The sequence below is a fragment of the Metapseudomonas resinovorans DSM 21078 genome, from assembly GCF_000423545.1.
Taxonomy (GTDB): Bacteria; Pseudomonadota; Gammaproteobacteria; order Pseudomonadales; family Pseudomonadaceae; genus Metapseudomonas; species Metapseudomonas resinovorans.
The window spans coordinates 1-23,297 of sequence record NZ_AUIE01000034.1 but is presented as its reverse complement, the minus strand read 5'-3'; the positions used below and the strand labels follow the sequence as shown (position 1 = coordinate 23,297).

Here is a 23,297-nt window from a genome sequence, read left to right as displayed (position 1 = left end):
TGCAATAATCAGGACAGGGTTGCGGTGGCCAGCTTCACGCCAAAGCCGACGAACAGGGCGCCGACGCCGCTCGAGGCGCCGGCAGCCAACCGTTGCCGCTGGCGGAACCAGGCCGCCAGACGCACACCGGAAAAAATCAGGAAACTCAGGTAAAGGGCGCTGATGACTTCGAGGATCACACCCAGTACCAGGAACGACACTCCGGGGTAGGCGTATCCCGGGTCGACGAACTGGATGAAGAAGGACACGAAGAAGAGGATCGCCTTGGGGTTGGACAGACTCAGCAGCAGCGCCTTACGGAACGGCTGATTGACGTCCAGGTCCTTCACTGGCGCGGTTTGCTCGACCGGCTGGCGCAACTTCTGCCAGCCACCCCGCAGCATCCCGACACCCAGATAGAACAGGTAAGCCGCGCCAACGTACTTCAGGCCGAGGAACAACATCGGCTCAGCCTTGAGCAGCGAGGCGATCCCCAATGCCGACAGCAGCATCAGGATCGCATCGCCCAGGAACACCGCGCTGGCAGCCCGGTAGCCGGCGCCCACGCCGCGCTGGGCGGCGGTGGCGAGCACGAACAGCGAGTTCGGCCCCGGCAGCAGGACGATGAACAGCGTGCCCAGGACATAGGTCCAAAGGTCGGTGATTCCCAAGGTCGGCATCATCTTCGCAAGCCTCTTCAGCGGTCTCAGCGACGCTCGGCCATAGCCGCGATGAAGCGGTCGAACAGCGGCGCCACGTCGTGCGGACCAGGGCTGGCTTCCGGGTGCCCCTGGAAGCTGAAGGCGACCTTGTCAGTGCGCTCGATGCCCTGCAGGGTACCGTCGAACAACGACTTGTGGGTGGCACGCAGGTTGGCCGGCAAGGTCGACTCATCCACAGCGAAACCGTGGTTCTGGCTGGTGATCATCACCACGCTGGAATCCAGGTCCTGCACCGGGTGGTTGGCACCATGGTGGCCATGGCCCATTTTCACGGTCTTGGCGCCGGAGGCCAGGGCCAGCAACTGGTGGCCAAGGCAAATGCCGAAGACCGGGATCTCGGTATCGAGGAATTCGCGGATGGCCTGGATGGCGTAATCGCACGGCTCGGGGTCACCAGGGCCGTTGGAGAGGAAGACGCCGTCCGGATTCAGCGCCAGCACTTCGCTTGCCGGAGTCTGCGCCGGCACTACTGTCAGGCGGCAGCCGCGAGCGACCAACATGCGCAGGATGTTCAACTTCACGCCGAAGTCATAGGCCACCACGTGGTAGGGCAGCTCGCTGGCAGCGATTTCCGGATGGCTGTCGGTTTCCAGGTTCCATACGCTGGAACGCCACTCGTAACGTTCTTCGCAGGACACCACCTTGGCAAGGTCCATGCCTTTCAGGCCGGGGAAACTGCGCGCCAGCTCCAGTGCTTTCTCCTCAGTGGCGTCGTCACCGACGAGGATGCAGCCATTCTGGGAGCCCTTTTCACGCAGAATGCGGGTCAGGCGGCGGGTATCGATGCCGGCGATGGCAACGGTGCCGTTCTCTTTCAGGTAATCCGGCAGCGACTGCTTGTTACGCCAATTGCTGGCCAGCAGCGGCAGGTCGCGAATGATCAGGCCGGCGGCCCATACGCGATTGGCTTCGGCGTCTTCCGGCGTGGTGCCGGTGTTGCCGATGTGCGGATAGGTCAGGGTAACGATTTGCTGGGCATAGGAAGGATCGGTAAGGATTTCCTGATAGCCGGTCATGGCAGTGTTGAACACTACCTCACCGATGGTATGGCCATCGGCCCCAATGGCGTCGCCGCGAAAAATGCTGCCGTCGGCAAGCGCGAGTATGGCTGGCTTAGTCAAGAAGACCTCCCGTAGATCAAGGCTGAAGCAAACGCAGGTTGTAAAAAAGCGGGATGACGTTGATACCGTCACCCCGCTTTTTTATCTGAGCCATTTCTGCGTAACTTTTAGTGGACACACTAAAGCTGCAGTTTACAGGAATGCGTCATTTCGGTCCACCCGAAAGACATCCTGAATATCGACTCAGCGCAATCCCAGCACGTCCTGCATGTCGTACAGGCTCGCTTCTTGCCCTTCCAGCCACAGCGCCGCACGCACGGCGCCACGAGCGAAGGTCATACGACTGGAGGCCTTGTGGGTAATCTCAACGCGCTCGCCGTCCGCAGCGAACAGCACAGTGTGATCACCCACCACGTCGCCAGCACGCACGGTGGCAAAGCCGATGGTCTCGCGAGCGCGGGCGCCGGTCTGGCCTTCGCGACCGTAGACGGCCACCTTGGACAGGTCGCGGCCGAGTGCATCAGCCACCACTTCACCCATGCGCAGCGCAGTACCGGAAGGCGCGTCGACCTTGTGACGGTGATGAGCCTCGATGATCTCGATATCCACCTCATCACCCAGCACGCGAGCAGTGGTATCCAGCAGCTTGAGGCAAAGATTCACGCCGACACTGAAGTTGGCGGCGAAGACGATCGGGATTTCCTTGGCGGCAGTCGCCAGCAAGGCCTTTTCCTCAGCGGAAAAACCGGTCGTGCCGATCACCATGGCCTTGCCCGCCTGACGGCAGACTTCCAGGTTCTTGAGGGTCACGGATGGGTGAGTGAAATCGATCAGCACATCGAACTCATCGACAACCTTGGCCAGATCGCCCGACAGAGGGACGCCAATTCGACCAAGCGCGGCCAACTCACCGGCATCGGCGCCGACCAGAGTGCTATCCGGACGATCGATGGCGGCGGTCAGACCAGCGCCCTGCGCCTGCTGCACTGCCTCGATCAGGTTCTTGCCCATGCGCCCGGCGGCGCCCATCACAGCAATACGTCGCATATAAAAGCTCCAAGCTGTAAGCCTGGAGCTGGAAGGCGGCACGGAAAGCCTGAAACACTTCGCCGCCCCTTCCAGCTCGTCGTTTAAAGATCGCCGAAAAAGCGCTTCATGCCCTCGAACCAGCTGCTGGCCTTGGGCGAATGGGAGCCGTCGTTCTGCAGCGTCTTGCGAAACTCATCGAGCAACTCGCGCTGGCGCTTGTCCAGGTTGACCGGTGTTTCCACCACAACCCGGCACATCAGGTCGCCGGCACCGCCGCCACGCACCGGGGCGACACCCTTGCCACGCAGACGGAACAACTTGCCGGTCTGGGTCGCTTCCGGAATCTTCAGCTTGACCCGACCATCGAGGGTCGGCACTTCCAGCTCGCCGCCCAGGGCCGCGTCTGCGAAGCTGATCGGCACCTCACAGTAGAGGTGTTTGCCGTCGCGCTGGAAGATCGGGTGCTCGCGCACGTTGACCACCACATAGAGGTCGCCGGCCGGACCACCCAGCGCACAGGCCTCGCCTTCGCCAGAGAGGCGGATGCGGTCGCCGGTATCGACACCAGCCGGCACCTTCACCGACAGGGTCTTGTGCTCTTCCACGCGCCCCTGGCCATGGCAGCTGCCACAGGGGTCGCTGATCATCTTGCCACTGCCGTGGCAGCGCGGGCAGGTCTGCTGGACCGAGAAGAAGCCTTGCTGCATGCGCACCTGGCCTATACCGCCACAGGTGGTGCAGGTGACAGGACTGGTGCCCTTCTTGGCACCCGAGCCTTCACAGGTCTTGCAGTTGACCAGGGTCGGCACACGAATGGTCACGGTAGTCCCGCGCACCGCTTCTTCCAGGTCCAGCTCCAGGGTGTAGCGCAGGTCGCTGCCACGCTGCGGACCACCACGCTGACCGCCACGCTGACCACCGAAGAAATCGCTGAACACGTCGCCGAAGATGTCGGAGAAGCTGGCACCGCCGAAACCGGCACCAGCGCCCGCCCCCATCTGCGGGTCGACGCCGGCGTGGCCGTACTGGTCGTACGCAGCACGCTTGCTCGCGTCAGACAGAATTTCGTAGGCCTCATTGGCCTCCTTGAACTGCTCTTCCGCAGCCTTGTCGCCCGGGTTGCGGTCCGGGTGGTATTTCATGGCGAGACGGCGATAGGCCTTCTTCAGGTCGGCTTCGCTGGCGCCACGCTCGACACCGAGGATCTCGTAAAAGTCACGTTTAGCCATAGGTTTCCTGCACTCTCAAATTCACCAGCCCCAGACGCGCCAACGCGGGAGCAAGCTCCCGCGTGGCGGATCAGGCGTGCGGGGCGACTAGCCCCGCACGCTGGAGCGGAAGCAAGCGTGACACTTACTTGTTTTCCTTGACCTCTTCGAACTCGGCGTCGACGGCATCGTCGCCAGCCTTGTCCGCAGTAGAGGCTTGCGGCTGTTCGCCCGCCTGGGGCTGCTCGGCGTACATCTTCTGCGCCAGCGGGGTGGAAGCCTGGGACAGGGCATTCATCTTGGCTTCGATCTCAGCCTTGTCATCGCCCTTCACAGCTACTTCCAGCTCGCCCAGCGCTTTCTCGATGGCAGCCTTCTCCTCGGCAGTGGCCTTATCGCCAGCCTCGGTGATCATCTTGCGAGTGGCATGGACCAGCGCATCGCCCTGGTTGCGAGCAGCAGCCAGCTCTTCGAACTTGCGGTCTTCCTCGGCATTAGCCTCGGCATCACGCACCATCTGCTGGATTTCTTCCTCGGACAGGCCGGAGTTGGCCTTGATCACAATGGACTGCTGCTTGCCGGTCGCCTTGTCCTTGGCGGACACGTGCAGGATGCCGTTGGCGTCGATGTCGAAGGTCACTTCGATCTGCGGTACGCCACGCGGAGCCGGCGGGATCTCGGCCAGGTCGAACTTGCCCAGGGACTTGTTCTGACCAGCCTGCTTGCGCTCACCCTGCAGCACATGAATGGTCACGGCGGACTGGTTGTCGTCAGCAGTAGAGAACACCTGCGACTTCTTGGTCGGAATGGTGGTGTTCTTCTCGATCAGCGCGGTCATAACGCCACCCAGGGTTTCGATACCCAGGGTCAGCGGGGATACGTCGAGCAGCAGTACGTCCTTCACGTCACCGGCCAGTACGGCGCCCTGGATGGCAGCACCAATGGCAACGGCTTCGTCCGGGTTCACGTCCTTGCGCGGCTCCTTGCCGAAGAAGTCAGCAACTTGCTTCTGCACCAGCGGCATACGGGTCTGGCCACCGACCAGAATCACTTCCTGGATGTCGGATACGTCCAGGCCGGCGTCCTTCAGGGCGATGCGGCAAGGCTCGATGGTACGGGCGACCAAGTCTTCGACCAGGGCTTCCAGCTTGGCGCGGGAAATCTTCACGTTCAGGTGTTTCGGACCGGTCTGGTCTGCAGTGATGTACGGCAGGTTGACGTCGGTCTGCTGAGCGGAAGACAGCTCGATCTTGGCCTTCTCGGCGGCTTCCTTCAGGCGCTGCATGGCCAGGGGGTCTCCCTTGAGGTCCATGCCGGACTCTTTCTTGAACTCGTCTACGAGGTAGTCGATCAGGCGCAGATCGAAGTCTTCACCACCGAGGAAGGTGTCACCGTTGGTGGCCAGCACTTCGAACTGGTGCTCGCCATCGACTTCGGCAATCTCGATCACCGATACGTCGAAGGTGCCGCCGCCCAGGTCATAGACGATCACGGTATGGTCGCCCTTGGCCTTATCCATGCCGTAAGCCAGCGCTGCTGCAGTCGGCTCGTTGATGATGCGCTTGACGTCCAGACCGGCGATGCGACCGGCGTCTTTGGTGGCCTGGCGCTGGCTGTCGTTGAAGTAGGCCGGAACGGTGATCACCGCTTCGGTCACCGGCTCGCCGAGGTAGTCTTCGGCAGTCTTCTTCATCTTCTTGAGCACTTCCGCGGAAATCTGCGGCGGCGCCATCTTCTGGCCCTTCACCTCAACCCAGGCGTCACCGTTATCGGCCTTGGCGATCTTGTAGGGAACCATCTTGATGTCTTTCTGCACGACGTCTTCGTCGAAGCGGCGACCGATCAGACGCTTCACTGCGTACAGGGTGTTCTGCGGGTTGGTAACCGCTTGACGCTTGGCGGACTGACCAACCAAGGTTTCGCCGTCGTTGGTGTAGGCGATGATGGACGGCGTGGTGCGAGCACCCTCGGCGTTCTCGATCACCTTGACACTGCCGTTCTCCAGGATGGCCACGCAAGAGTTGGTGGTCCCCAGGTCGATACCAATGATTTTGCCCATATTCTCTCTCCCGAAACTTTGGATTCTCCGCAGCCTCGTTCTTCACGGACTGCGGCAGCACATAAACGCTTGATGTAACAGATGGGGGCCCGAGCCCGGATTTCAAGCCTGCTCGTCAATCGAAGGCGGCGTCGCACTCGGCGCCTTGCTGACCACCACCATGGCGGGACGCAGCAGACGGCCGTTGAGCAGGTAACCCTTCTGGAACACCTTCAGCACGCTGCCCGGCTCGACATGGGTGCTTTCTTCCATGGCCATGGCCTGGTGATGCTCAGGATTGAAGGGCGCACCATGCGGATCAACGGCTTCCAACTGGTAACGCTTTAGCGTGTCGTGGAACAGCTTCAGGGTCAGTTCCATGCCCTCGCGCACCGGCTTGATCGCGTCATCAGAGGCACTGGTCAATTCCAGGCCACGCTCAAGGCTGTCGACGACCGGCAGCAGGTCGTTGGCGAATTTTTCCAGGGCGAACTTGTGCGCCTTCTCCACATCCTGCTCAGCGCGGCGGCGGATGTTCTGCAGCTCGGCGGCAACACGCAGCGACTGATCCTGGGCCGCGGCCAGTTGCTCTTCCAGCACCTGTACGCGGGTGGCGAGATCGTCACCGGATGCGGTTTCGGCAGCGGGATTCGCTTCGGGGGTCTGGTTATCCAGGGTCTGTTCGTCGGCCATGCCTTCCTCCTCATACAAGACAGCTGCGGGTAAAGACCCGCTGATATGTCCGCCTATATGGGGCCGCAATTTGTCGGTTCAAGGGGGAGAGGCAATTGTCAGCCAGAAAACAAACACTGTATAAATACACAGCCACCTCAGCGCGGGAGTCGCACCATGCTGGTACATCTGTCGATCCATAACTACGCCATCGTCGAGCACCTGGACCTGGAGCTCGAGGGCGGCATGTCCGTGATCACCGGCGAAACCGGTGCCGGCAAGTCGATCATGCTCGATGCACTGGGCCTGACCCTGGGTGATCGCGCCGACAGCGGCGTGGTGCGCCCCGGTGCCGACAAGGCTGACATCCTCGCCAGCTTCGATGTCAGCAACATTGCCGAAGCCCGCGACTGGCTGGATGAACGCGACCTCGAGCAGGACGGCCCCTGCATCTTGCGCCGCGTGATCACAGCCGAGGGTCGTTCACGCGCGTATATCAACGGCACCCCTTGCCCGCTCGGCGACTTGAAAAGTCTCGGCGAGCTCCTGATCGATATCCATGGCCAGCACGAACACCAGTCCCTGCTCAAAGCCGACACCCATCGTCGCCTGCTTGACGAGTTCGCCAGCGCGAGCGACCTGGCTCGCCAGGTGCAGCTAGCGGCCCAGCGCTGGCGGCAAACCCGCCAGGAGCTGGAACGCCTGTCCCGCGCTGGCGACGAGCAGCGTGCCCGCCACCAACTGCTCAGCTATCAACTGGACGAACTGGAAAACCTTGCCCTGGGCGAGAACGAGCTGGAACAGCTGGAACAGGAGCATAAGAACCTGACCAACGCCGAAAGCCTGCTGGCTGCCTGCCGGCAGGTCACTGACATGTGCAGCGAGAGTGATGCCGGCAACGTGCTCAGTGCGCTGACCGCCAGCCTCAACCGCCTCACTGCCTTCCACTCTCAGCCGGGCGCCCTGGCCGAAGCGGTCAATCTGCTGTCCAGCGCGCAGATCCAGGTCGAGGAAGCCATGGGCGAGCTGAACCGCTTCCTAGACCACTTCGACGCCGACCCCGAGCGCCAGCAGGCACTGGAAGAGCGACTCGACACCATCTACACCCTGGCGCGCAAGCACCGGGTACAGCCAAGCGAGCTGGCCGAGCTGCAACAGAAGCTGCTGGACGAGCTGGAAGCCCTCAATGCCGACGACGAAGCCGCTGAGCGCCTGGCCGAGGAACTGGCCGCCTATGCACGTCACTACCAAGAGAAAGCCGCGGAACTGAGCAGGCTGCGCGGCGAGGCGGCCGGCCGCCTGGCAGGCGCAGTGGAAACCGAAATGCAACGCCTGGGCATGCCCGGCGGACGCTTCAACATCCAGCTGCATTCCAGCCAGGTCGATGAACCTCAACAATATGGTCTGGAGCAGGTTGAGTTCCTGGTCAGCGCCAACCCCGGCCAGCCACTGAAGGCACTGGCCAAGGTCGCCTCGGGCGGCGAGCTGTCCCGCATCAGCCTGGCCATCCAGGTAATCACTGCGCAGACTTCCCGCGTGCCGACCCTGGTCTTCGACGAAGTGGACGTGGGCATCGGCGGCCCGACAGCCGAAGTGGTGGGCCAACTGCTGCGCCGGCTAGGTGAGCGCGGCCAGGTACTCACCGTTACCCACCTGCCGCAGGTCGCCGCCCAGGGTCATCACCACCTCTTCGTACACAAGGAACGCGGCACCCAGGAAACCCGCACAGCGGTGGCCAAGCTGCAAGAAGCACCGCGCATCGAAGAGATCGCCCGCATGCTGGGCGGCGTCGACCTCACCGAGGAGTCCCTGGCCCACGCGAGGAAGATGGTGACCAGCGCCCAAGGCTAATCCCAGAAACGAAAAAGGCGACCCAGAGGTCGCCTTTTTGTGCGCGAAGTGCTTACTTCTTCTTGCGCACGTAGAGCACCAGATTGTGGTCGACCAACTCGAAGCCACGCTCCTTGACGATCTCCTTCTGGCGCTTCTCGATCTCCGGATCGAAGAACTCGATCACTTCGCCGCTATCGACGCACACCATGTGGTCGTGGTGACCGCTGTCAGCCAGCTCGAACACCGCATGACCGCCGTCGAAGTTATGGCGCACTACCAGGCCCGCCGCCTCGAACTGGGTCAGAACCCGGTAGACAGTGGCCAAGCCGACGTCTTCGCCAGCTTCCATCAGGGCCTTGTAAACATCCTCCGCGCTCATGTGGCGCTGCTCGGTGGAGTCGAGCATCTGGAGGATCTTGACCCGAGGCAAGGTCACCTTCAGGCCGGCTTTACGCAGTTCGTTGTTTTCAACCATGGTCAGCTTTCTCGAGGAATGCAGCTTTCGCAGCTTCCCTTAATGCAGGTATGATCGGGACTTTTGATGCCCGTCCAAGATAGTGGAAGTCTCCCACCGATGCAAAACACCAAGCTCCTGCTGACCAGCCTCTCCTTCGCAGGCTTGCTCGCACTCGCCGGTTGCTCGTTCCCCGGGGTCTACAAAATCGACATCCAGCAGGGCAACGTCGTTACGCAGGACATGATAGACCAGTTGAAGCCCGGAATGACCCGGCGTCAAGTGAGGTTTATCATGGGCAACCCGCTGATCACCGACACGTTCCACGCCAAACGCTGGGATTACCTCTACAGCATCCAGCCGGGTGGCGGCCAACGCTTCCAGGAACGCGTCAGTCTGGCGTTCGACAATAACGACCAATTGATCGGCCTGGCCGGCGACTTCATGCCCGGCGTGAGCCGTGATGAAGCAATTCTCGGCGGCGAAAGCTCTACCACGACCGCCCCGGCCAAACCTGAGCAGCAAGCGCAGCCCAAGGCCGAAGAGCCGGCAGCACCTGGCTCCCTGCTGGAGAAGATCCAGAAAGAAGTGGATAGCGCAGAACCTGTACCGGTCCCGATTCCGGAACCGCTGGAAACCTCGCCGCAATAACCTGCGGCAACAAAAAAGCCCGGGCTGGTCCCGGGCTTTTTCATGGACGGGATTCAGGCGTCCCGCTCACCTGCACGAACCTGGGCGGCCTTCGCCGCACGCTGTTTGCGCACCTCTTTAGGGTCAGCAATCAGAGGCCGGTAGATCTCCACCCGATCACCCTCATCCAACAGACGCTCCTCCGGCTTGGGCAGTGCCTTGCCGAAGATACCGAGCGGACAGTTGGCAAGGTCCAGCTCGGGAAAATGCAGCTCCATCCCTGAGCGCATGACCGCATCGCGAGCATTGATGCCGCGCGGAAAGGTCAGGCGCAGCAAACGCTGACAGCCGGCCAGCGCATAGACCACCTCAACCTGGATCACATCAGCCATAAAGCTGCTTCGCCCGCTGGCAGAACGCGTCCACCAGAGTGTTGGCGGCCTGATTGAACAACGGCCCCAAGGTGGCCTTGATGATCGGGCCGGCGTAATCGAAACGCAGATCCAGGCTGATCTTGCAGGCCTTGTCCCCAAGCGCCTTGAAGTGCCAGACACCGTGCAACTGAGTGAAAGGGCCTTCCTCCAGGTTCATCTCGATGGCCTGCCCGTTGTCCAACTTGTTTCGGGTGACGAAGCGCTGGCTGAGGCTGCCCTTGGCGACTTCGAGACTGGCGAGCATATGGCTCTCGCTCACTTCCATCACGGTTGCAGACGAGCACCAGGGCAGGAATTCCGGGTAGCGCGCCACATCGTTGACCAGGTCGTAGAGCGCCTGCGCAGGAAACGGCAACAGGGCGGAGCGCTGGATATGCGTGGTCATCTTGGCCTCAAACAGGGTTCCGAGCCGCGCTGCATTAGGGATACGTCGGGCCGGACTGGTCAAAAAAGTGCCGCATTGTCAGGGATTCGCCAGTATCGCTCAAGCCTACGCCGCCGTAGCCGCGCCGTCTGCGACTCCCTATAATGCGCCGCCTATGGCTAAGCAAAAGAAACATCCGGAAGGCACCATCGCCCTCAACAAGAAGGCGCTGCACGACTATTCCATCGAACAGAAATTCGAAGCCGGGCTGGCTCTCGCCGGCTGGGAAGTGAAAAGTCTGCGCGCCGGAAAGGCACAGCTGGTGGACAGCTATGTGCTCCTCAAGGACGGCGAAGCCTGGCTGCTCGGCAGCCACATCACCCCACTGAAGACGGCCAGCACTCACGTGATCGCCGACCCGGTGCGTACCCGTAAGCTGCTGCTGCACAAGCGCGAGCTGGGCAAGCTGTTCGGCGCGGTGCAACAGAAGGGCTACGCCTGCGTGGCGCTGTCGATCTACTGGAAGAAGCACCTCATCAAGTGCGAGATCGCCCTGGCCAAGGGCAAGAAGGAATTCGACAAGCGCGCCACGGAGAAGGAGCGCGACTCCGACCGCGAGATCGCGCGCGCCATGCGCACCAAGGGCAAGGAATAAGCCCAGGACAAGACAACGCCGGGCAATGCCCGGCGTTTTTGTTTGCCTCAGATGCTTTGCCGCCGCTGCGCCCGCGCCAAACGCTGCGCCTCCAGCTGACTTTCCTCCAGCACCTCTTGCACGTACTGGATGTGCTGATGGGAAATGTCCCGTGCCTTCTCAGCACGCCGCTCGATGATCGCCTCGTACAAGGCGCGGTGCTGCCTGGTCAACATCTCGCGGGTTTCGCCACGCTGCAGGTACATCCCGCCAATGTTGGTCACCACGTTGTGCTTCAGCAGATCGAATAGCCCGCGAATGGTGTGTAGCAGCACGGCATTGTGACTGGCCTCGGCGATCGCCAGATGGAAGCGCGCATCAGCGGCCCCCTCCTCCTCGCGACTGGCCTTGCTGTCAGGGGCGTAACAGGCCTGCAGCGTATCGAAAGCGGCTTTCAGCCGCTCATGGTCGACCGGCGTGGCGCGCTGCGCGGCGTAGAACGCGCATGAGCCCTCCAGGGTGTGACGGAACTCCAGCAGGTCCCTTTGCGCGTCTGGATTGTTTTCCAGCAACTGCAGCAGCGGATCGCTGAACGTCGAACCAAGCCCAGAGGCCACGAAGGTCCCGCCCCCCTGACGACTGACCAGCAGTCCCTTGGCCACGAGCTTCTGGATGGCTTCTCGCAATGACGGGCGTGAAACGCCGAATTGCTCGGCCAACGCTCGCTCTGCGGGCAGGCGCTCACCGGCCTTGAGCGTCCCCTCGAGGATCATGGCGCCCAGTTGGTCGACGATGTCATCCGACAAACGGCGCTGTCGCACCAGCCCCACTTCCATCTTTCACCTCTTATTGGTTTGACCATCCAACCAGCTCTGGAACCAGCCCTGGAGGCAAGCCTATCCCCACTGTCCAGACGCAGCAACCTCGTCCTGCTCGACCAAAGTCGCAAGGCTGGAAATTGACATCACGAATGCGCGGCTCTTACTCTTTCCCCGCAGCCTTGTAAATTGGTCTTACCACTTTACAAAAGCAACTCCTAACAATTCCAAGAACGAGCCGAGGTTTTCAGCATGCCGCACCCTCTCCCCCACGCCATGCCCGATAGCACCCGCCCCTGCCACCCACCGCGCCACGCGCAGTGCTGAGCGGAGACTCGACATGTCGAACGGACTGCTTGCGTTCCTTGCCTTCTCCCCCATCCTCCTGGCGGCCATCCTGCTGATCGGCCTGCGCTGGCCGGCCAAGCGTGCCATGCCCCTGGTTTACCTGCTGACCGCGGGCATCGCGTTGACCGTGTGGGACATGAGTTTCAACCGCGTGCTGGCCTCCACCGTGCAGGGCCTGGTCATTACCGGCGGAGTGCTGTGGATCATTTTTGGCGCCATTCTGCTGCTGAACACCCTCAAGCATTCGGGTGGCATCACCGCGATTCGCGCCGGTTTCGCCACCATCAGCCCTGACCGGCGAATCCAGGCCATCATCATTGCCTGGCTATTCGGCTGTTTCATCGAAGGCGCCTCCGGTTTCGGTACTCCAGCCGCCATCGCCGCTCCGTTGCTGGTCGCCATTGGCTTTCCCGCCCTGGCCGCGGTAATCCTCGGCATGCTGGTACAGAGCACGCCCGTCTCCTTCGGTGCAGTCGGCACCCCCATCGTCATTGGCGTGAACAGCGGCCTGGATACTGCCACCATCGGAGCCCAACTGGTCCAGCATGGCTCCACCTGGGAAGCCTTCTTGCAGCTCATCACCAGCCAGGTGGCGCTGATTCATGCCACCGTCGGCACGGTAATGCCGCTGATCATGGTGCTGATGCTGACCCGCTTCTTCGGTCGTGAGAAGAGCTGGAAGGCGGGCTTCGAAGTGCTGCCCTTCGCCCTCTTCGCGGGCCTGGCCTTTACCCTGCCCTACGCGGCTACCGGTGTATTCCTCGGCCCGGAGTTCCCCTCCCTGCTGGGCGGCCTGGTAGGCCTGGCCATCGTCACCACCGCGGCTCGCTCGGGATTCCTGATTCCGAAAAGGAGCTGGGATTTTGCCCCGGCCAGCGAATGGCCGAACGAGTGGCTCGGCAGTGTCGAGATGAAGCTCGACAGCCTGACTGCACGTCCGATGAGCACGTTGCGCGCCTGGCTGCCCTACGTACTGGTCGGCGCCCTGCTGGTCATCAGCCGTGTGTTCCCCGAGGTTGGCACGGCGCTCAAGTCCGTCGCCCTGGTCTTCCCGGACCTTCTGGGTGAATCCGGCGTCAAGGCCGATTTCATGCCGCTGTATCTCCCTGGTGGGATTCTTATCGCCGTGGTGATCGTCACGTTCTTCCTCCACGGCATGCGTGCACGGGAGCTGGCTGCAGCAGTGAAAGAATCCGGCAGCGTGCTGCTCGGGGCGGGGTTCGTCCTGCTGTTCACCGTGCCCATGGTGCGCATCCTGATCAACTCGGGCGTCAACGCTGCTGATCTGGCTAGCATGCCCATCACCATGGCCCGCTACGTCGCCGACAGCGTCGGCAGCGTCTATCCCCTGCTGGCACCCAGCGTTGGCGCCATGGGCGCCTTCATCGCCGGCTCCAACACGGTGAGCAACATGATGCTGAGCCAGTTCCAGTTCGGCGTGGCACAAAGCCTGGGCATCTCCGGGGCACTGATCGTGGCCGTACAGGCCATTGGCGCCGCTGCCGGCAACATGGTGGCCATCCATAATGTGGTCGCTGCGTCTGCTACCGTCGGACTGCTCGGCCGCGAGGGCACCACCCTGCGCAAGACGGTCTGGCCGACGCTCTACTACGTCTTGTTCACTGGCCTGATCGCACTGGTGGCGATCTACGCGCTGGGCGTCAGCGACCCCTTGGTCGCCCGCTGAGCACAAGCCTGACGGCGCCCCGGCCCAGCCGGGGTCTCCGCCAATAGAAAAACCGGGTAATCCTCCAAATGATCATCTCTGCCTCCACCGACTACCGCGCCGCCGCCCAGCGCAAGCTTCCGCCCTTCCTGTTCCACTACATCGACGGCGGCGCCTATGCCGAGTACACACTGCGCCGCAACGTTGAAGACCTGGCCAGCATCGCCCTGCGCCAGCGCGTGCTCAGGAACATGTCCGAGCTGAGCCTGGAGACCAAGCTGTTCGATGAGACCCTGTCCATGCCCGTGGCGCTGGCCCCGGTCGGCCTGACTGGCATGTATGCCCGCCGTGGCGAGGTGCAGGCGGCAAAGGCAGCAGCAGCCAAAGGCATTCCCTTCACGCTTTCCACCGTTTCGGTCTGCCCGATCGAAGAAGTGGCACCGGCCATCAACCGGCCCATGTGGTTCCAGCTCTATGTGCTGAAAGACCGCGGCTTCATGAAGAACGCCCTGGAACGAGCCAAGGCCGCCGGTGTGACCACCCTGGTATTCACCGTCGACATGCCGGTGCCCGGCGCCCGCTACCGCGACGCCCATTCCGGCATGAGCGGGCCCAACGCGGCGATGCGCCGTGTACTGCAAGCCATGACCCACCCGGCCTGGGCCTGGGACGTCGGCCTGCTCGGCAAACCACACGACCTGGGCAATATCTCCACCTACCGGGGCAACCCGACTGGACTGGCGGACTACATCGGCTGGCTGGGCGCCAACTTCGACCCATCGATTTCCTGGAAGGACCTGGAATGGATCCGCGACTTCTGGGAAGGCCCGATGGTGATCAAAGGCATCCTCGACCCGGAAGACGCCAAGGATGCGGTGAAGTTTGGCGCCGACGGCATCGTCGTCTCCAACCACGGCGGCCGCCAACTCGACGGCGTGCTCTCCAGCGCCCGCGCACTGCCAGCCATTGCCGACGCCGTGAAGGGCGAACTGAAGATCCTCGCCGACTCCGGCATCCGCACCGGCCTGGATGTAGTGCGCATGCTCGCGCTCGGCGCCGACACCGTGATGCTCGGTCGCGCCTTCGTCTATGCCTTGGCCGCTGCCGGTGGCGCAGGCGTGAGCAACCTGCTGGACTTGATCGAGAAAGAAATGCGCGTGGCCATGGTGCTCACCGGCGCCAAGTCCGTTGGCGAGATCAGCGCCGACTCGCTGGTACGCGAACTCGGTCGCTGACCGGTCGACACAACCCGGCGGGCCGGCCGCGGCCCGCAACAATAGACGGGACACCGCATGAGCCTGCCGATTCCTTTCCTCAACACCGTCGAACGCCTGATCCCTTGCGAGCGTCGCTTCGACGACCCGCTTTCTGCGCTAGCCTTCGGGACCGATGCCAGCTTCTACCGGCTGATCCCCAAGCTGGTGATCCGCGTCGAGAGCGAGACGGAAGTTGTCGCCCTGCTCAAGGCCGCCCATGCAGAACTGGTCCCGGTGACCTTCCGCGCTGCAGGTACCAGCCTCTCTGGTCAGGCGATCACCGATTCGGTACTGCTGGTTCTGGGTGATAACTGGAACGGCCGCGATATCCGCCAGCACGGCGCACAGATCCGTCTGCAGCCCGGCGTGATCGGCGCCCAGGCCAATGCTTGGCTGGCCCCCTTCGGTCGCAAGATCGGCCCCGACCCGGCATCTATCAACGCCTGCAAGATCGGTGGCATCGTCGCCAACAACGCCAGCGGCATGTGCTGTGGCACCGCCCAGAACAGCTACCACACCCTTGCCGGTCTGCGCCTGGTACTGGCCGACGGCACTCTGTTGGACACCGAAGACGCTGCCAGCGTTGCCGCCTTCCGCCAGAGCCAAGGCCCGCTGCTGGCCGAGCTGGCCGAGCTGGGCCGCAGGACCCGCGCCAATACCGAGCTGGCCGCGAAGATCCGCCACAAGTACCGGTTGAAGAACACCACCGGCCTGTCGCTCAACGCCCTGGTGGATTTCGACGAACCACTGGACATCCTCAGCCACCTGCTGGTGGGCTCCGAAGGCACCCTCGGCTTCATCAGTGCGGTGACCTACGACACCGTGCCCGACCACCCGCACAAGGCCAGCGCGCTGATCGTCTTCCCCGACGTGGAAAGCTGCTGCAAGGCCGTTACCCTGCTGAAGAGCCAGCCAGTGTCAGCGGTGGAGCTGCTGGACCGTCGCAGCCTGCGCTCGGTGGAGAACAAGCCTGGTATGCCCGAATGGGTGAAGGGCCTGTCGAGCGACGCCTGCGCCCTGCTGATCGAGTCCCGCGCCGCCAGCCAGAGCCTGCTGCACGAACAGCTGGCCCGGATCATGGCGTCCATCGCCCACTTCCCACTGGAACAAAAGGTCGATTTCAGCGAAGACCCGACGGTCTACAACCTGCTGTGGAAAATCCGCAAGGACACCTTCCCCGCCGTCGGCGCCGTGCGCCAGACCGGCACCACCGTGATCATCGAAGACGTCACCTTCCCCATCGAACAACTGGCCGAAGGGGTCAATCGCCTCATCCAGTTGTTCGACAAGCACGGCTACGATGAGGCGATAATTTTCGGCCATGCCCTGGAAGGCAACCTGCACTTCGTCTTCACCCAGGGCTTTGACAGCCCCGAACAGGTCGCCCGCTACGAAGCTTTCATGCATGACGTGGCACAACTGGTGGCGGTGGAGTTCGGCGGCTCGCTCAAGGCCGAACACGGCACCGGCCGCAACATGGCGCCCTTCGTCGAACTGGAGTGGGGTAGCGATGCCTACCAGCTGATGTGGCAGATCAAGCGCCTGCTGGACCCACGCGGCATCCTCAACCCGGACGTGATCCTCAGCAACGACCGCGACATCCACCTGAAAAACCTCAAACCGCTGCCAGCCGCGGACGAGATCGTCGACAAGTGCATCGAGTGTGGATTCTGCGAGCCGGTCTGCCCGTCCAAAGGACTGACCTTGAGTCCGCGCCAACGCATCGTGATCTGGCGAGACATCCAGGCCAAGCAACGCGCCGGCGTCGATACCGAAGAGCTGGAACAGGCCTATCAGTACCAGGGCGTAGACACTTGCGCCGCCACGGGCCTCTGCGCCCAGCGCTGCCCAGTGGGCATTAACACGGGCGACCTTGTGCGCAAGCTGCGCGCGAAAAGCGCCCACCATGCAGATAGTGCCAACTGGCTGGCCGACCACTTCGCCACTGCCCTCAAGGGCGCACGCCTGACGCTGCGGATCGCCAATGGCGCACGCAAGGTACTCGGAGCGCCGTTGCTGGAGAAGACATCCGGTGCCCTGCGCCAACTCTCAGGCAACCGCCTGCCACAATGGACGCCCGCTCTGCCCCAGGCTGCAGCGCGCATCCACTTCACTCCGCCGAGCGCCGATGCGCGACCTCGCGTCGTTTACCTCGCGGCTTGCGTCTCTCGCGCCATGGGCCCATCCGCGGGTGACCGCGAGCAGGTGCCGCTTATCGACAAGACCCGCATGCTGCTGGAGAAGGCGGGCTACCAGGTGGTGTTCCCGGAGAACCTGGACAGCCTCTGCTGTGGTCAGCCCTTCGCCTCCAAGGGGTACGCCGAACAAGCGGAAAACAAGCGCCGCGAACTGGTGGACGCGCTCCTGACTGCCAGCCGTGGTGGCCTGGACCCCGTCTACTGCGACACCAGCCCTTGCACCCTGCGCCTGGTGCAGGACGGCCTGGACTCGCGACTGCAGTTGTTCGATCCAGTGCGTTTCATCCGTAGCTACCTGATGGACCGGCTGGAGTTCACGCCCCAGGACAAACCAGTGGCCGTCCACGTCACCTGCAGCACCCAGCACCTGGGGGAAGCTCAAGGGTTGATCGACATCGTCAAGCGTTGCACCAGGGAAGTGATTGTGCCGGAAGGCATTCACTGCTGCGGTTTCGCAGGCGACAAAGGCTTCACCACGCCAGAACTGAACGCGCACTCGCTGCGCTCGCTGAAAGACGCGGTGCAAATCTGCGAGGAAGGCATCTCGACCAGTCGCACCTGCGAAGTCGGCCTGACCCAGCATGGCGGTATCGACTACCACGGACTGGTCTACCTGGTGGACCGCGTGACACGTGCTCGCGCAGCGCTCTAAGGCGAAAACCGGACTTCCATCTGTAGGGTGGGCTTCAGCCCACCACGGCGCCACATCGGCTGAACCCCACTCGCTTCAGGGCAGTCCACCTCATAAGCTGGAGCTTTCCTATACTCCAGCGGTCAACCCGAAAAGGAGGTCCGACATGCGCCGTATTGCCCTTCTGCTTGCCGCCGCCCTGCTCAGTGCCCCGGTTCTCGCTTCACACTGCCCAGCGGACATGGCGAAGATCGACCAGATCCTGAAGACCGATCCACCCGCGGACCCCGCCGTACTCGAGCAAGTGAAAAAACTTCGCGTCGAGGGCGAGGAACTACATAAGTCCGGCGATCACGCCGAGTCCGAGAAGGTGCTGGCTCAAGCGCTGAATCTGCTGCAGTCCAGCGAATAGAAAGCAACTCAGGATCCAGCGCGAGCTGGATCCTGAGCGTCAGGCCTCCTGACCAAGCAGCGAGAGTGCCATTCGGCGTACCTGCTTCAGGTCCACAGGTTTACTCAGGCAAGCGTCAGCACCACGACGACGTGCTTCGGCCAGGATCTTTTCATCCACCGCCGCACTCACTACCAGCACCGGCATCATTGCCAGTCGGGGGCTGGAGCGCACGAAGTCGAGCACATCCAGACCATCGCCATCGGGCAGATCCAGGTCCAGCAGCAACAGGGACGGGGTGATATCCGCCAGAAGTCCCAGCGCCTTGCCGACCGACCCCGCTCCACGCACGTCGGCCATGTCCCGCAGGCCCTCCTGCAGCACCTTGAGGCAAGCCGGGTGATCTTCCACGCAGAGCACTTTCGGCAATACCTGCGGTTCTTCCACCTCAAGTTTGGCCAGCGCCGGCGGCTCGTAGTCATCCGACCCAACGATGCTTGGCAGGTCGATCCAGAAGCGGCTACCGATATCGGGCGCGCTGCTGAAGCCCATCTCACCGCCCATCAACTCCGCCAGCTCGCGGCACAGCACCAGACCGATGCCTGTGCCCGGAATGGTGGAGTTCTCCCGGCCCAGTCGCTGGAAGGGCTGGAACAGCATGGCCTGCTGCTCCTGACTGAGGCCCGGACCACTGTCGGCCACCCAGAGGCGCACGGCGGCCGGGCGTATCTCGTAACCCATGCTCACCATCCCTTCCGGGCTGTTGTACTTAACCGCGTTAGACAGCAGGTTCAGCATCACCTGGCGCAGACGCCGGGCATCGGCCATCACATGCAGCGTCGGCGAAGGTGGAGGCGCCAGCTGCAACTGTAGGTGACGAGCCTGTAGCTCGGGCTGGATCAGCTCAGCACAGCTGGCCAGCAGTGGGCCTATATCCACGGGCTTGAGCTGCAGCTTCTGGCGCCGATTCTCGATGCTCGACAGATCGAGGATGTCGTCCACCAGCGAGGTGAGGTGACGGCTGGCGTTGACGATCTCCTGGGCGTAGTCGCCCTCCACCTTACGGTCCTCCTGCCCCTCCGCTTCCAGAGCGATGAGCTGGGCGAAACCATTGATGGCATTGAGCGGCGTACGCAGCTCGTGGCTCATGCTGGAGAGGAAGCGGCTCTTGGCCTGGCTGGCCGCCTGGGCTTCGCGGCTGGCAATGCGCAGCTCTTCCTCCACCTGCTTGAGCCGGGTGATGTCCACATGAGTGCCTGCCACCCGCAGGGCACGGCCGTCGGAGTCCCGCTCCAGTACCTTGCCGCGGCTGAGCAGCCAGGAGTAACGGCCCTCGACATCGGCAAAGCGGTATTCGGCGTCGAAGTTGTCCTGGTCGCTGACCGAGAACAACATGCGCAGGCGGCGCACCCGCTCCACGTCATCCGGGTGCACGCGCTCATTGAATTCGGCAAAGGTGATGCTGTCGCTGCGCAACCCGAAGCGTTTGACGAAGCGCCCGCTCATTTTGATGGAGAGGGTGATGGCGTCTACTTCCCAGAGGCTTTCCGTGGTGCTCTCCAGCACCAGGTCCAGGTTGCGCCTGGCCTCCAACCGTTCCTCCTCGCTCGCCTGCAGTTGGGCGCCGCTGAGCTGAACCGCCTCAGCCAGGGCCTGCAGCTCGGCTATGCGACTGCTCGGCGCGGGCGGGCGGAAATCGCCCTGCCCGATACGCTTCATCATGCCCATGATGGCGGCCATGGGCGTCGCGAGTTCGCCGCTGAGGCGCCGCGAGCGCGACCACATCCAGGCGAAGAACAGTGCATAGAAGAAACACAGGCCGGCGATCAGCAAGTAACCGATCTGCTGGTAACGCTCGGCGAGGCGATTGGTTTCCTTGAATATGTTGGCCTCGTCCACCACCATCATCAGCCGCCAGCCGGTCTGCGGAATCTCGGCCCAGGCCACCAACTGCTTGCGCCCCCCCAGCTCCACTTCCTGCACATTGCCCTTGCCGACAGCCATAGCCTCCAGCAGCGGCTGCATCTCGCGGTGGCGAGCCAGATTGAAGTCTTCGGGCTTGAGCACCTCGCGACGCACCGCCTCGTCGTAGGAGAAACGGGTCAGCTCACGCAAGCCGAAGTCACGCTCGCCCGCCTCAGGCAGCGCCATGATGCTGTGGTCGCGGCTTACCAGCATCGCGTAGCCCTGCCAGGGCACCTTGAGGCTACCGATCTCGCCGAGCATCTGCCCCACGGTAATATCCAGGCCCACAACCCCTTCGAGGAAGTCGCCACGGTAGACAGGCGTAATGGCCGACATCATCCAGCCAAGGCCGGCCGGATCCAGGTAAACGTCAGTCCATACCGTCTTGCGCTGCGGGTTGTGCTTGGCATCAGCGAGGTAATAGAAGTTGTAGTTGGGTATCACCATGTCATGGGGATACTGCTCAGGCGTCATGAAGAAGGGATAGATGCGGTTGTAGCTGTCCCAGCTGTTGAAGTAGACAGCCGCCACCAGCGGGTTCGACTCTCGTATGGAGCGCATCAGCGGGTCGACCTGGGACAGGCGCAGGGCCTTATCGTGGTCCTGGCGCTCCACCGGTGTGCTGCTGGCATAGAAGGACGCGGCACGGCCGTCGTCGGTGCGCGTGTAGTAGACACCGTCGGAGCTCAGCACATGGCGCTGACGCTCCAGGTCATCAGGCTTGAAACTGCGATCCTGCAACGCCCGGCCTACCGCGTCGCGGAATAGCCGCGTGGGCACCTCGATGCCCTGCAGGCGCATATCGATCACCTTGCCTTCGCGCACCACCGCGCTGCTAAGGTCTTCCAGAGCGCTCTGCTGCAGGTAGTCCACCTGGGCATCGCGTATCGCACTGTTAGTCAACAGATAAGCCGTGATCAACACCGATTCGACCAGAATCAGCGGGATCAGGGCACTCTGTACGAAGGCACGCCAGATCCACTGGCGCAAAGGGGTTCGGGCAGAACGCGGCATGGCGACGTCTCGGCTCAAAGGTCTTCCTGACAATAGCCTGCAATCATATAGCAAGCACCCATGACATTAGGTCAAAAGCGTGGTCGACGCTTTGGCCCCTTTGCCGTAGACTACGCTCCGTTGTACACCCTGCAGTATTTGGGGCCGATTAGGATTCGACGCCGGTAACAAAACTCTAGGGGCATGCCGAGCTGGTAGCAGACCTCGTAAATTAGCTGCTGCAAACTATTAGTTGCCAACGACGACAACTACGGGGCGGCCCTCGCGGCCTAACCCTTCTGGCGGCTTCGGCTGCCAGCAGTCATTAGGGGATGCCTGTAAACCCGAAACGACTGTCAGATAGAACAGGATCGCCGCCAAGTTCGCTGTAGACGTAACGGCTAAAACTCATACAGCTCGCTCTGAGCACCCTGCCAGTCGGGCCGCAAAGAGCTAACTCAGTAGACTTGGCTAAGCATGTAGTCCCGAAAGCGGAGAGCTGGCGGACGGGGGTTCAAATCCCCCCGGCTCCACCAAAAACCAAGACTAAGCCCCTGATTTTCCTAGCGAATTTCGGGGGCTTTTTCTTTTCAGCCTCGGTGTACCGAAAACGTGTCGAAGACCAATGCCCCTTCGACTTAAAGCAAAGGCTTACTAAAGCGTCTTACTTCAGCTTCCCATGCAAATAAACCGCACCTGCAGTTAGCGCAGCGGCACCAAGTGCCTGTAGCGATCATCGCACCGATCCTCATGTTCCCTCGCTGAGTAGTTGTGGAACGCTCCCCACGATCGTGTCCCAGGAGGTGGTGTAACTCATCATGGCACTGGCCACTGAGTTTGCCGTTTAGTTGATCACTGCCGACAGCTTGGCCTGCGGATTATCACTGACCGCTTCGAAGGCCTCCAACTGCATGTAGCGCCGTTGCAGGCACCACTCGTCGCTCTGCTCCATCAGCATCGCCCCGACCAGCCGTGTGATCGCCGGATCATTGGGGAAGATGCCCACGACCTCGGTGCGTCGCTTGATCTCGGCGTTGAGCCGCTCTAGTGGGTTGGTGCTATGCAACTGCTGCCGGTGAGCCTTGGGAAAGGCCATGTGCGCTAGCACTTCGTCCTCGCAGCCATCCATAAGCGCGGCGATCTTGGGGTATTTCTCACGCAATTGGTCAGCTACCAGTCGCCACTGCTGGTGGCATTCGGTACGGCCGTCCTGGGCGAAGACCGTGCGCAGCAGTGCGGCCACCATCGTGCGCTGCCCTTTGCCCACATGTGCAGACTCAAAAGACCACATAGCGCGTAGGACTTATAGAGGGGCGGTTCCGAGCGGTCCAAACCGGGGTGCACCCTGCAGATGGTCAGGCGAGCTGCATAGCGAAGTGGCGGCGATGCATCAGGACAACTTCATCGTGCGCACCGAGCGTGAATATGTCGTCCGCTTCGCCGACCACTGTGTCTGGAACGATCTCGATGATGCTGCGCTGGGCGACCTGCGTGCGCACGTTGCCGGCCTGCCCAGCGAGCGAGGAGCCGAACACATCACCGCCAAGCTGTTCGACCTGCGCTGTCTCAATCTGCAGCTGGCAGTGCTGCGCTGGCGACTTCGTCACCTACCGCGAGCTGGCCAACCAACTGGATGTCATGGAGAGCATTCCAGCCATCCGTGCCGAGCCAGCGCTGATACAGGATCGAACGCCGCACATTCATCCCTGTATACAGCATGCTCACCGGCCAGATCGGCGAATCGACCGAGGTAGTGCTAAACGACTTCAGCACCGGCATCAACTTGGCCCAGTACCGCAAGCAGGTCGAGGCTTACATACGCGCCAACGAAAACCATGTGGCCGTCGCCAAGCTCAAGCACAACAAGCCGCTGACACCGCAAACTTTCTCCGGCGCAAAGACAAACCCCCGAACCGTTTTCACGATTCGGGGGTTTGGGATAGAAGCTTGACGATGACCTACTCTCACATGGA

Annotated in this window: 20 protein-coding genes, 1 other RNA gene and 1 pseudogene; 9 read left to right on the top strand and 13 right to left on the bottom strand. The window is 62.2% G+C overall.

Features of this window, described 5'->3' with window-relative positions:
• Positions 1-8 precede the first annotated feature (8 nt).
• The 6 genes from leuE to grpE all read right to left on the bottom strand — a co-directional run bounded on the left by leuE (position 9) and on the right by grpE (position 6,730).
• Entirely contained in the window at positions 9-659 is a 651-nt protein-coding gene (leuE, locus tag G559_RS0120255; protein WP_028630000.1) for a leucine efflux protein LeuE, read from the bottom strand.
• A 26-nt stretch (positions 660-685) separates the two neighbouring features.
• Positions 686-1,822, bottom strand: a complete 1,137-nt coding sequence (carA, locus tag G559_RS0120250; protein WP_028629999.1) for a glutamine-hydrolyzing carbamoyl-phosphate synthase small subunit — start codon at positions 1,820-1,822, stop codon at positions 686-688.
• 183 nt (positions 1,823-2,005) lie between these two features.
• Positions 2,006-2,809 (bottom strand): 4-hydroxy-tetrahydrodipicolinate reductase, encoded by an 804-nt coding sequence (gene dapB, locus G559_RS0120245; protein ID WP_028629998.1) that lies wholly within the window; start codon positions 2,807-2,809, stop codon positions 2,006-2,008.
• A gap of 83 nt (positions 2,810-2,892) precedes the next feature.
• Complete coding sequence (gene dnaJ, locus G559_RS0120240) at positions 2,893-4,020, bottom strand: molecular chaperone DnaJ (RefSeq protein WP_028629997.1); 1,128 nt, start codon at positions 4,018-4,020, stop codon at positions 2,893-2,895.
• 124 nt (positions 4,021-4,144) lie between these two features.
• Positions 4,145-6,058, bottom strand: a complete 1,914-nt coding sequence (gene dnaK, locus G559_RS0120235) for a molecular chaperone DnaK (protein WP_028629996.1) — start codon at positions 6,056-6,058, stop codon at positions 4,145-4,147.
• Between the two features lie 102 nt (positions 6,059-6,160).
• Positions 6,161-6,730, bottom strand: a complete 570-nt coding sequence (gene grpE, locus G559_RS0120230) for a nucleotide exchange factor GrpE (protein WP_028629995.1) — start codon at positions 6,728-6,730, stop codon at positions 6,161-6,163.
• Positions 6,731-6,886: 156 nt separating this feature from the next.
• Between grpE and recN the strand changes: the two genes are divergently transcribed.
• The gene (gene recN, locus G559_RS0120225) at positions 6,887-8,560 is read left to right on the top strand and encodes a DNA repair protein RecN (protein WP_028629994.1); all 1,674 of its coding nucleotides are present in this window, start codon (positions 6,887-6,889) and stop codon (positions 8,558-8,560) included.
• A 52-nt stretch (positions 8,561-8,612) separates the two neighbouring features.
• On the opposite strand, the gene fur is transcribed toward recN, so the two are convergent.
• Positions 8,613-9,017 (bottom strand): ferric iron uptake transcriptional regulator, encoded by a 405-nt coding sequence (gene fur, locus G559_RS0120220; protein WP_028629993.1) that lies wholly within the window; start codon positions 9,015-9,017, stop codon positions 8,613-8,615.
• Positions 9,018-9,116: 99 nt separating this feature from the next.
• On the opposite strand from fur, the gene G559_RS0120215 reads away from it, so the two are divergent.
• On the top strand, positions 9,117-9,647 hold the full coding sequence (locus G559_RS0120215; RefSeq protein WP_028629992.1) for an outer membrane protein assembly factor BamE: 531 nt from the start codon (positions 9,117-9,119) through the stop codon (positions 9,645-9,647).
• A 53-nt stretch (positions 9,648-9,700) separates the two neighbouring features.
• On the opposite strand, the gene G559_RS0120210 is transcribed toward G559_RS0120215, so the two are convergent.
• Together G559_RS0120210 and G559_RS0120205 are read right to left on the bottom strand one after the other, a co-directional pair.
• Complete coding sequence (locus G559_RS0120210; RefSeq protein ID WP_028629991.1) at positions 9,701-10,018, bottom strand: RnfH family protein; 318 nt, start codon at positions 10,016-10,018, stop codon at positions 9,701-9,703.
• The gene (locus G559_RS0120205; RefSeq protein WP_028629990.1) at positions 10,011-10,445 is read right to left on the bottom strand and encodes a type II toxin-antitoxin system RatA family toxin; all 435 of its coding nucleotides are present in this window, start codon (positions 10,443-10,445) and stop codon (positions 10,011-10,013) included. The genes G559_RS0120210 and G559_RS0120205 overlap by 8 nt, the downstream gene beginning before the upstream one ends.
• A gap of 154 nt (positions 10,446-10,599) precedes the next feature.
• Here G559_RS0120205 and smpB point away from each other — a divergent pair, with 154 nt between their 5' ends.
• Positions 10,600-11,079, top strand: a complete 480-nt coding sequence (gene smpB, locus G559_RS0120200) for an SsrA-binding protein SmpB (RefSeq protein ID WP_028629989.1) — start codon at positions 10,600-10,602, stop codon at positions 11,077-11,079.
• Positions 11,080-11,126: 47 nt separating this feature from the next.
• On the opposite strand, the gene G559_RS0120195 is transcribed toward smpB, so the two are convergent.
• The gene (locus tag G559_RS0120195) at positions 11,127-11,894 is read right to left on the bottom strand and encodes an FCD domain-containing protein (RefSeq protein WP_028629988.1); all 768 of its coding nucleotides are present in this window, start codon (positions 11,892-11,894) and stop codon (positions 11,127-11,129) included.
• A 322-nt stretch (positions 11,895-12,216) separates the two neighbouring features.
• Here G559_RS0120195 and G559_RS0120190 point away from each other — a divergent pair, with 322 nt between their 5' ends.
• The 4 genes from G559_RS0120190 (at position 12,217) to G559_RS0120175 (ending at position 18,387) form a co-directional block, all read left to right on the top strand.
• On the top strand, positions 12,217-13,911 hold the full coding sequence (locus tag G559_RS0120190) for an L-lactate permease (RefSeq protein ID WP_028629987.1): 1,695 nt from the start codon (positions 12,217-12,219) through the stop codon (positions 13,909-13,911).
• A 68-nt stretch (positions 13,912-13,979) separates the two neighbouring features.
• The gene (gene lldD, locus G559_RS0120185) at positions 13,980-15,125 is read left to right on the top strand and encodes an FMN-dependent L-lactate dehydrogenase LldD (RefSeq protein WP_028629986.1); all 1,146 of its coding nucleotides are present in this window, start codon (positions 13,980-13,982) and stop codon (positions 15,123-15,125) included.
• A gap of 57 nt (positions 15,126-15,182) precedes the next feature.
• Complete coding sequence (locus G559_RS0120180) at positions 15,183-17,996, top strand: FAD-binding and (Fe-S)-binding domain-containing protein (protein ID WP_028629985.1); 2,814 nt, start codon at positions 15,183-15,185, stop codon at positions 17,994-17,996.
• A 145-nt stretch (positions 17,997-18,141) separates the two neighbouring features.
• Entirely contained in the window at positions 18,142-18,387 is a 246-nt protein-coding gene (locus G559_RS0120175; RefSeq protein WP_028629984.1) for a hypothetical protein, read from the top strand.
• Between the two features lie 39 nt (positions 18,388-18,426).
• Here the strand turns inward: G559_RS0120175 and G559_RS0120170 are convergent, their stop codons facing one another.
• Entirely contained in the window at positions 18,427-21,345 is a 2,919-nt protein-coding gene (locus tag G559_RS0120170; RefSeq protein ID WP_028629983.1) for an ATP-binding protein, read from the bottom strand.
• Positions 21,346-21,485: 140 nt separating this feature from the next.
• Between G559_RS0120170 and ssrA the strand changes: the two genes are divergently transcribed.
• Positions 21,486-21,860, top strand: a transfer-messenger RNA (tmRNA) gene (ssrA, locus tag G559_RS30010).
• Positions 21,861-22,168: 308 nt separating this feature from the next.
• On the opposite strand, the pseudogene G559_RS0120165 reads toward ssrA, so the two are convergent.
• Both G559_RS0120165 and G559_RS30985 read right to left on the bottom strand, forming a co-directional pair.
• Positions 22,169-22,597, bottom strand: a pseudogene (locus tag G559_RS0120165) (IS256 family transposase); the annotation flags it as partial.
• 82 nt (positions 22,598-22,679) lie between these two features.
• Positions 22,680-22,931 carry a hypothetical protein gene (locus G559_RS30985; protein ID WP_028629981.1) on the bottom strand — a complete coding sequence of 84 codons (252 nt, stop codon included), beginning with the start codon at positions 22,929-22,931 and terminating at the stop codon, positions 22,680-22,682.
• 110 nt (positions 22,932-23,041) lie between these two features.
• Between G559_RS30985 and G559_RS30980 the strand changes: the two genes are divergently transcribed.
• Entirely contained in the window at positions 23,042-23,275 is a 234-nt protein-coding gene (locus G559_RS30980) for a hypothetical protein (RefSeq protein WP_028629980.1), read from the top strand.
• Positions 23,276-23,297: the final 22 nt, after the last annotated feature.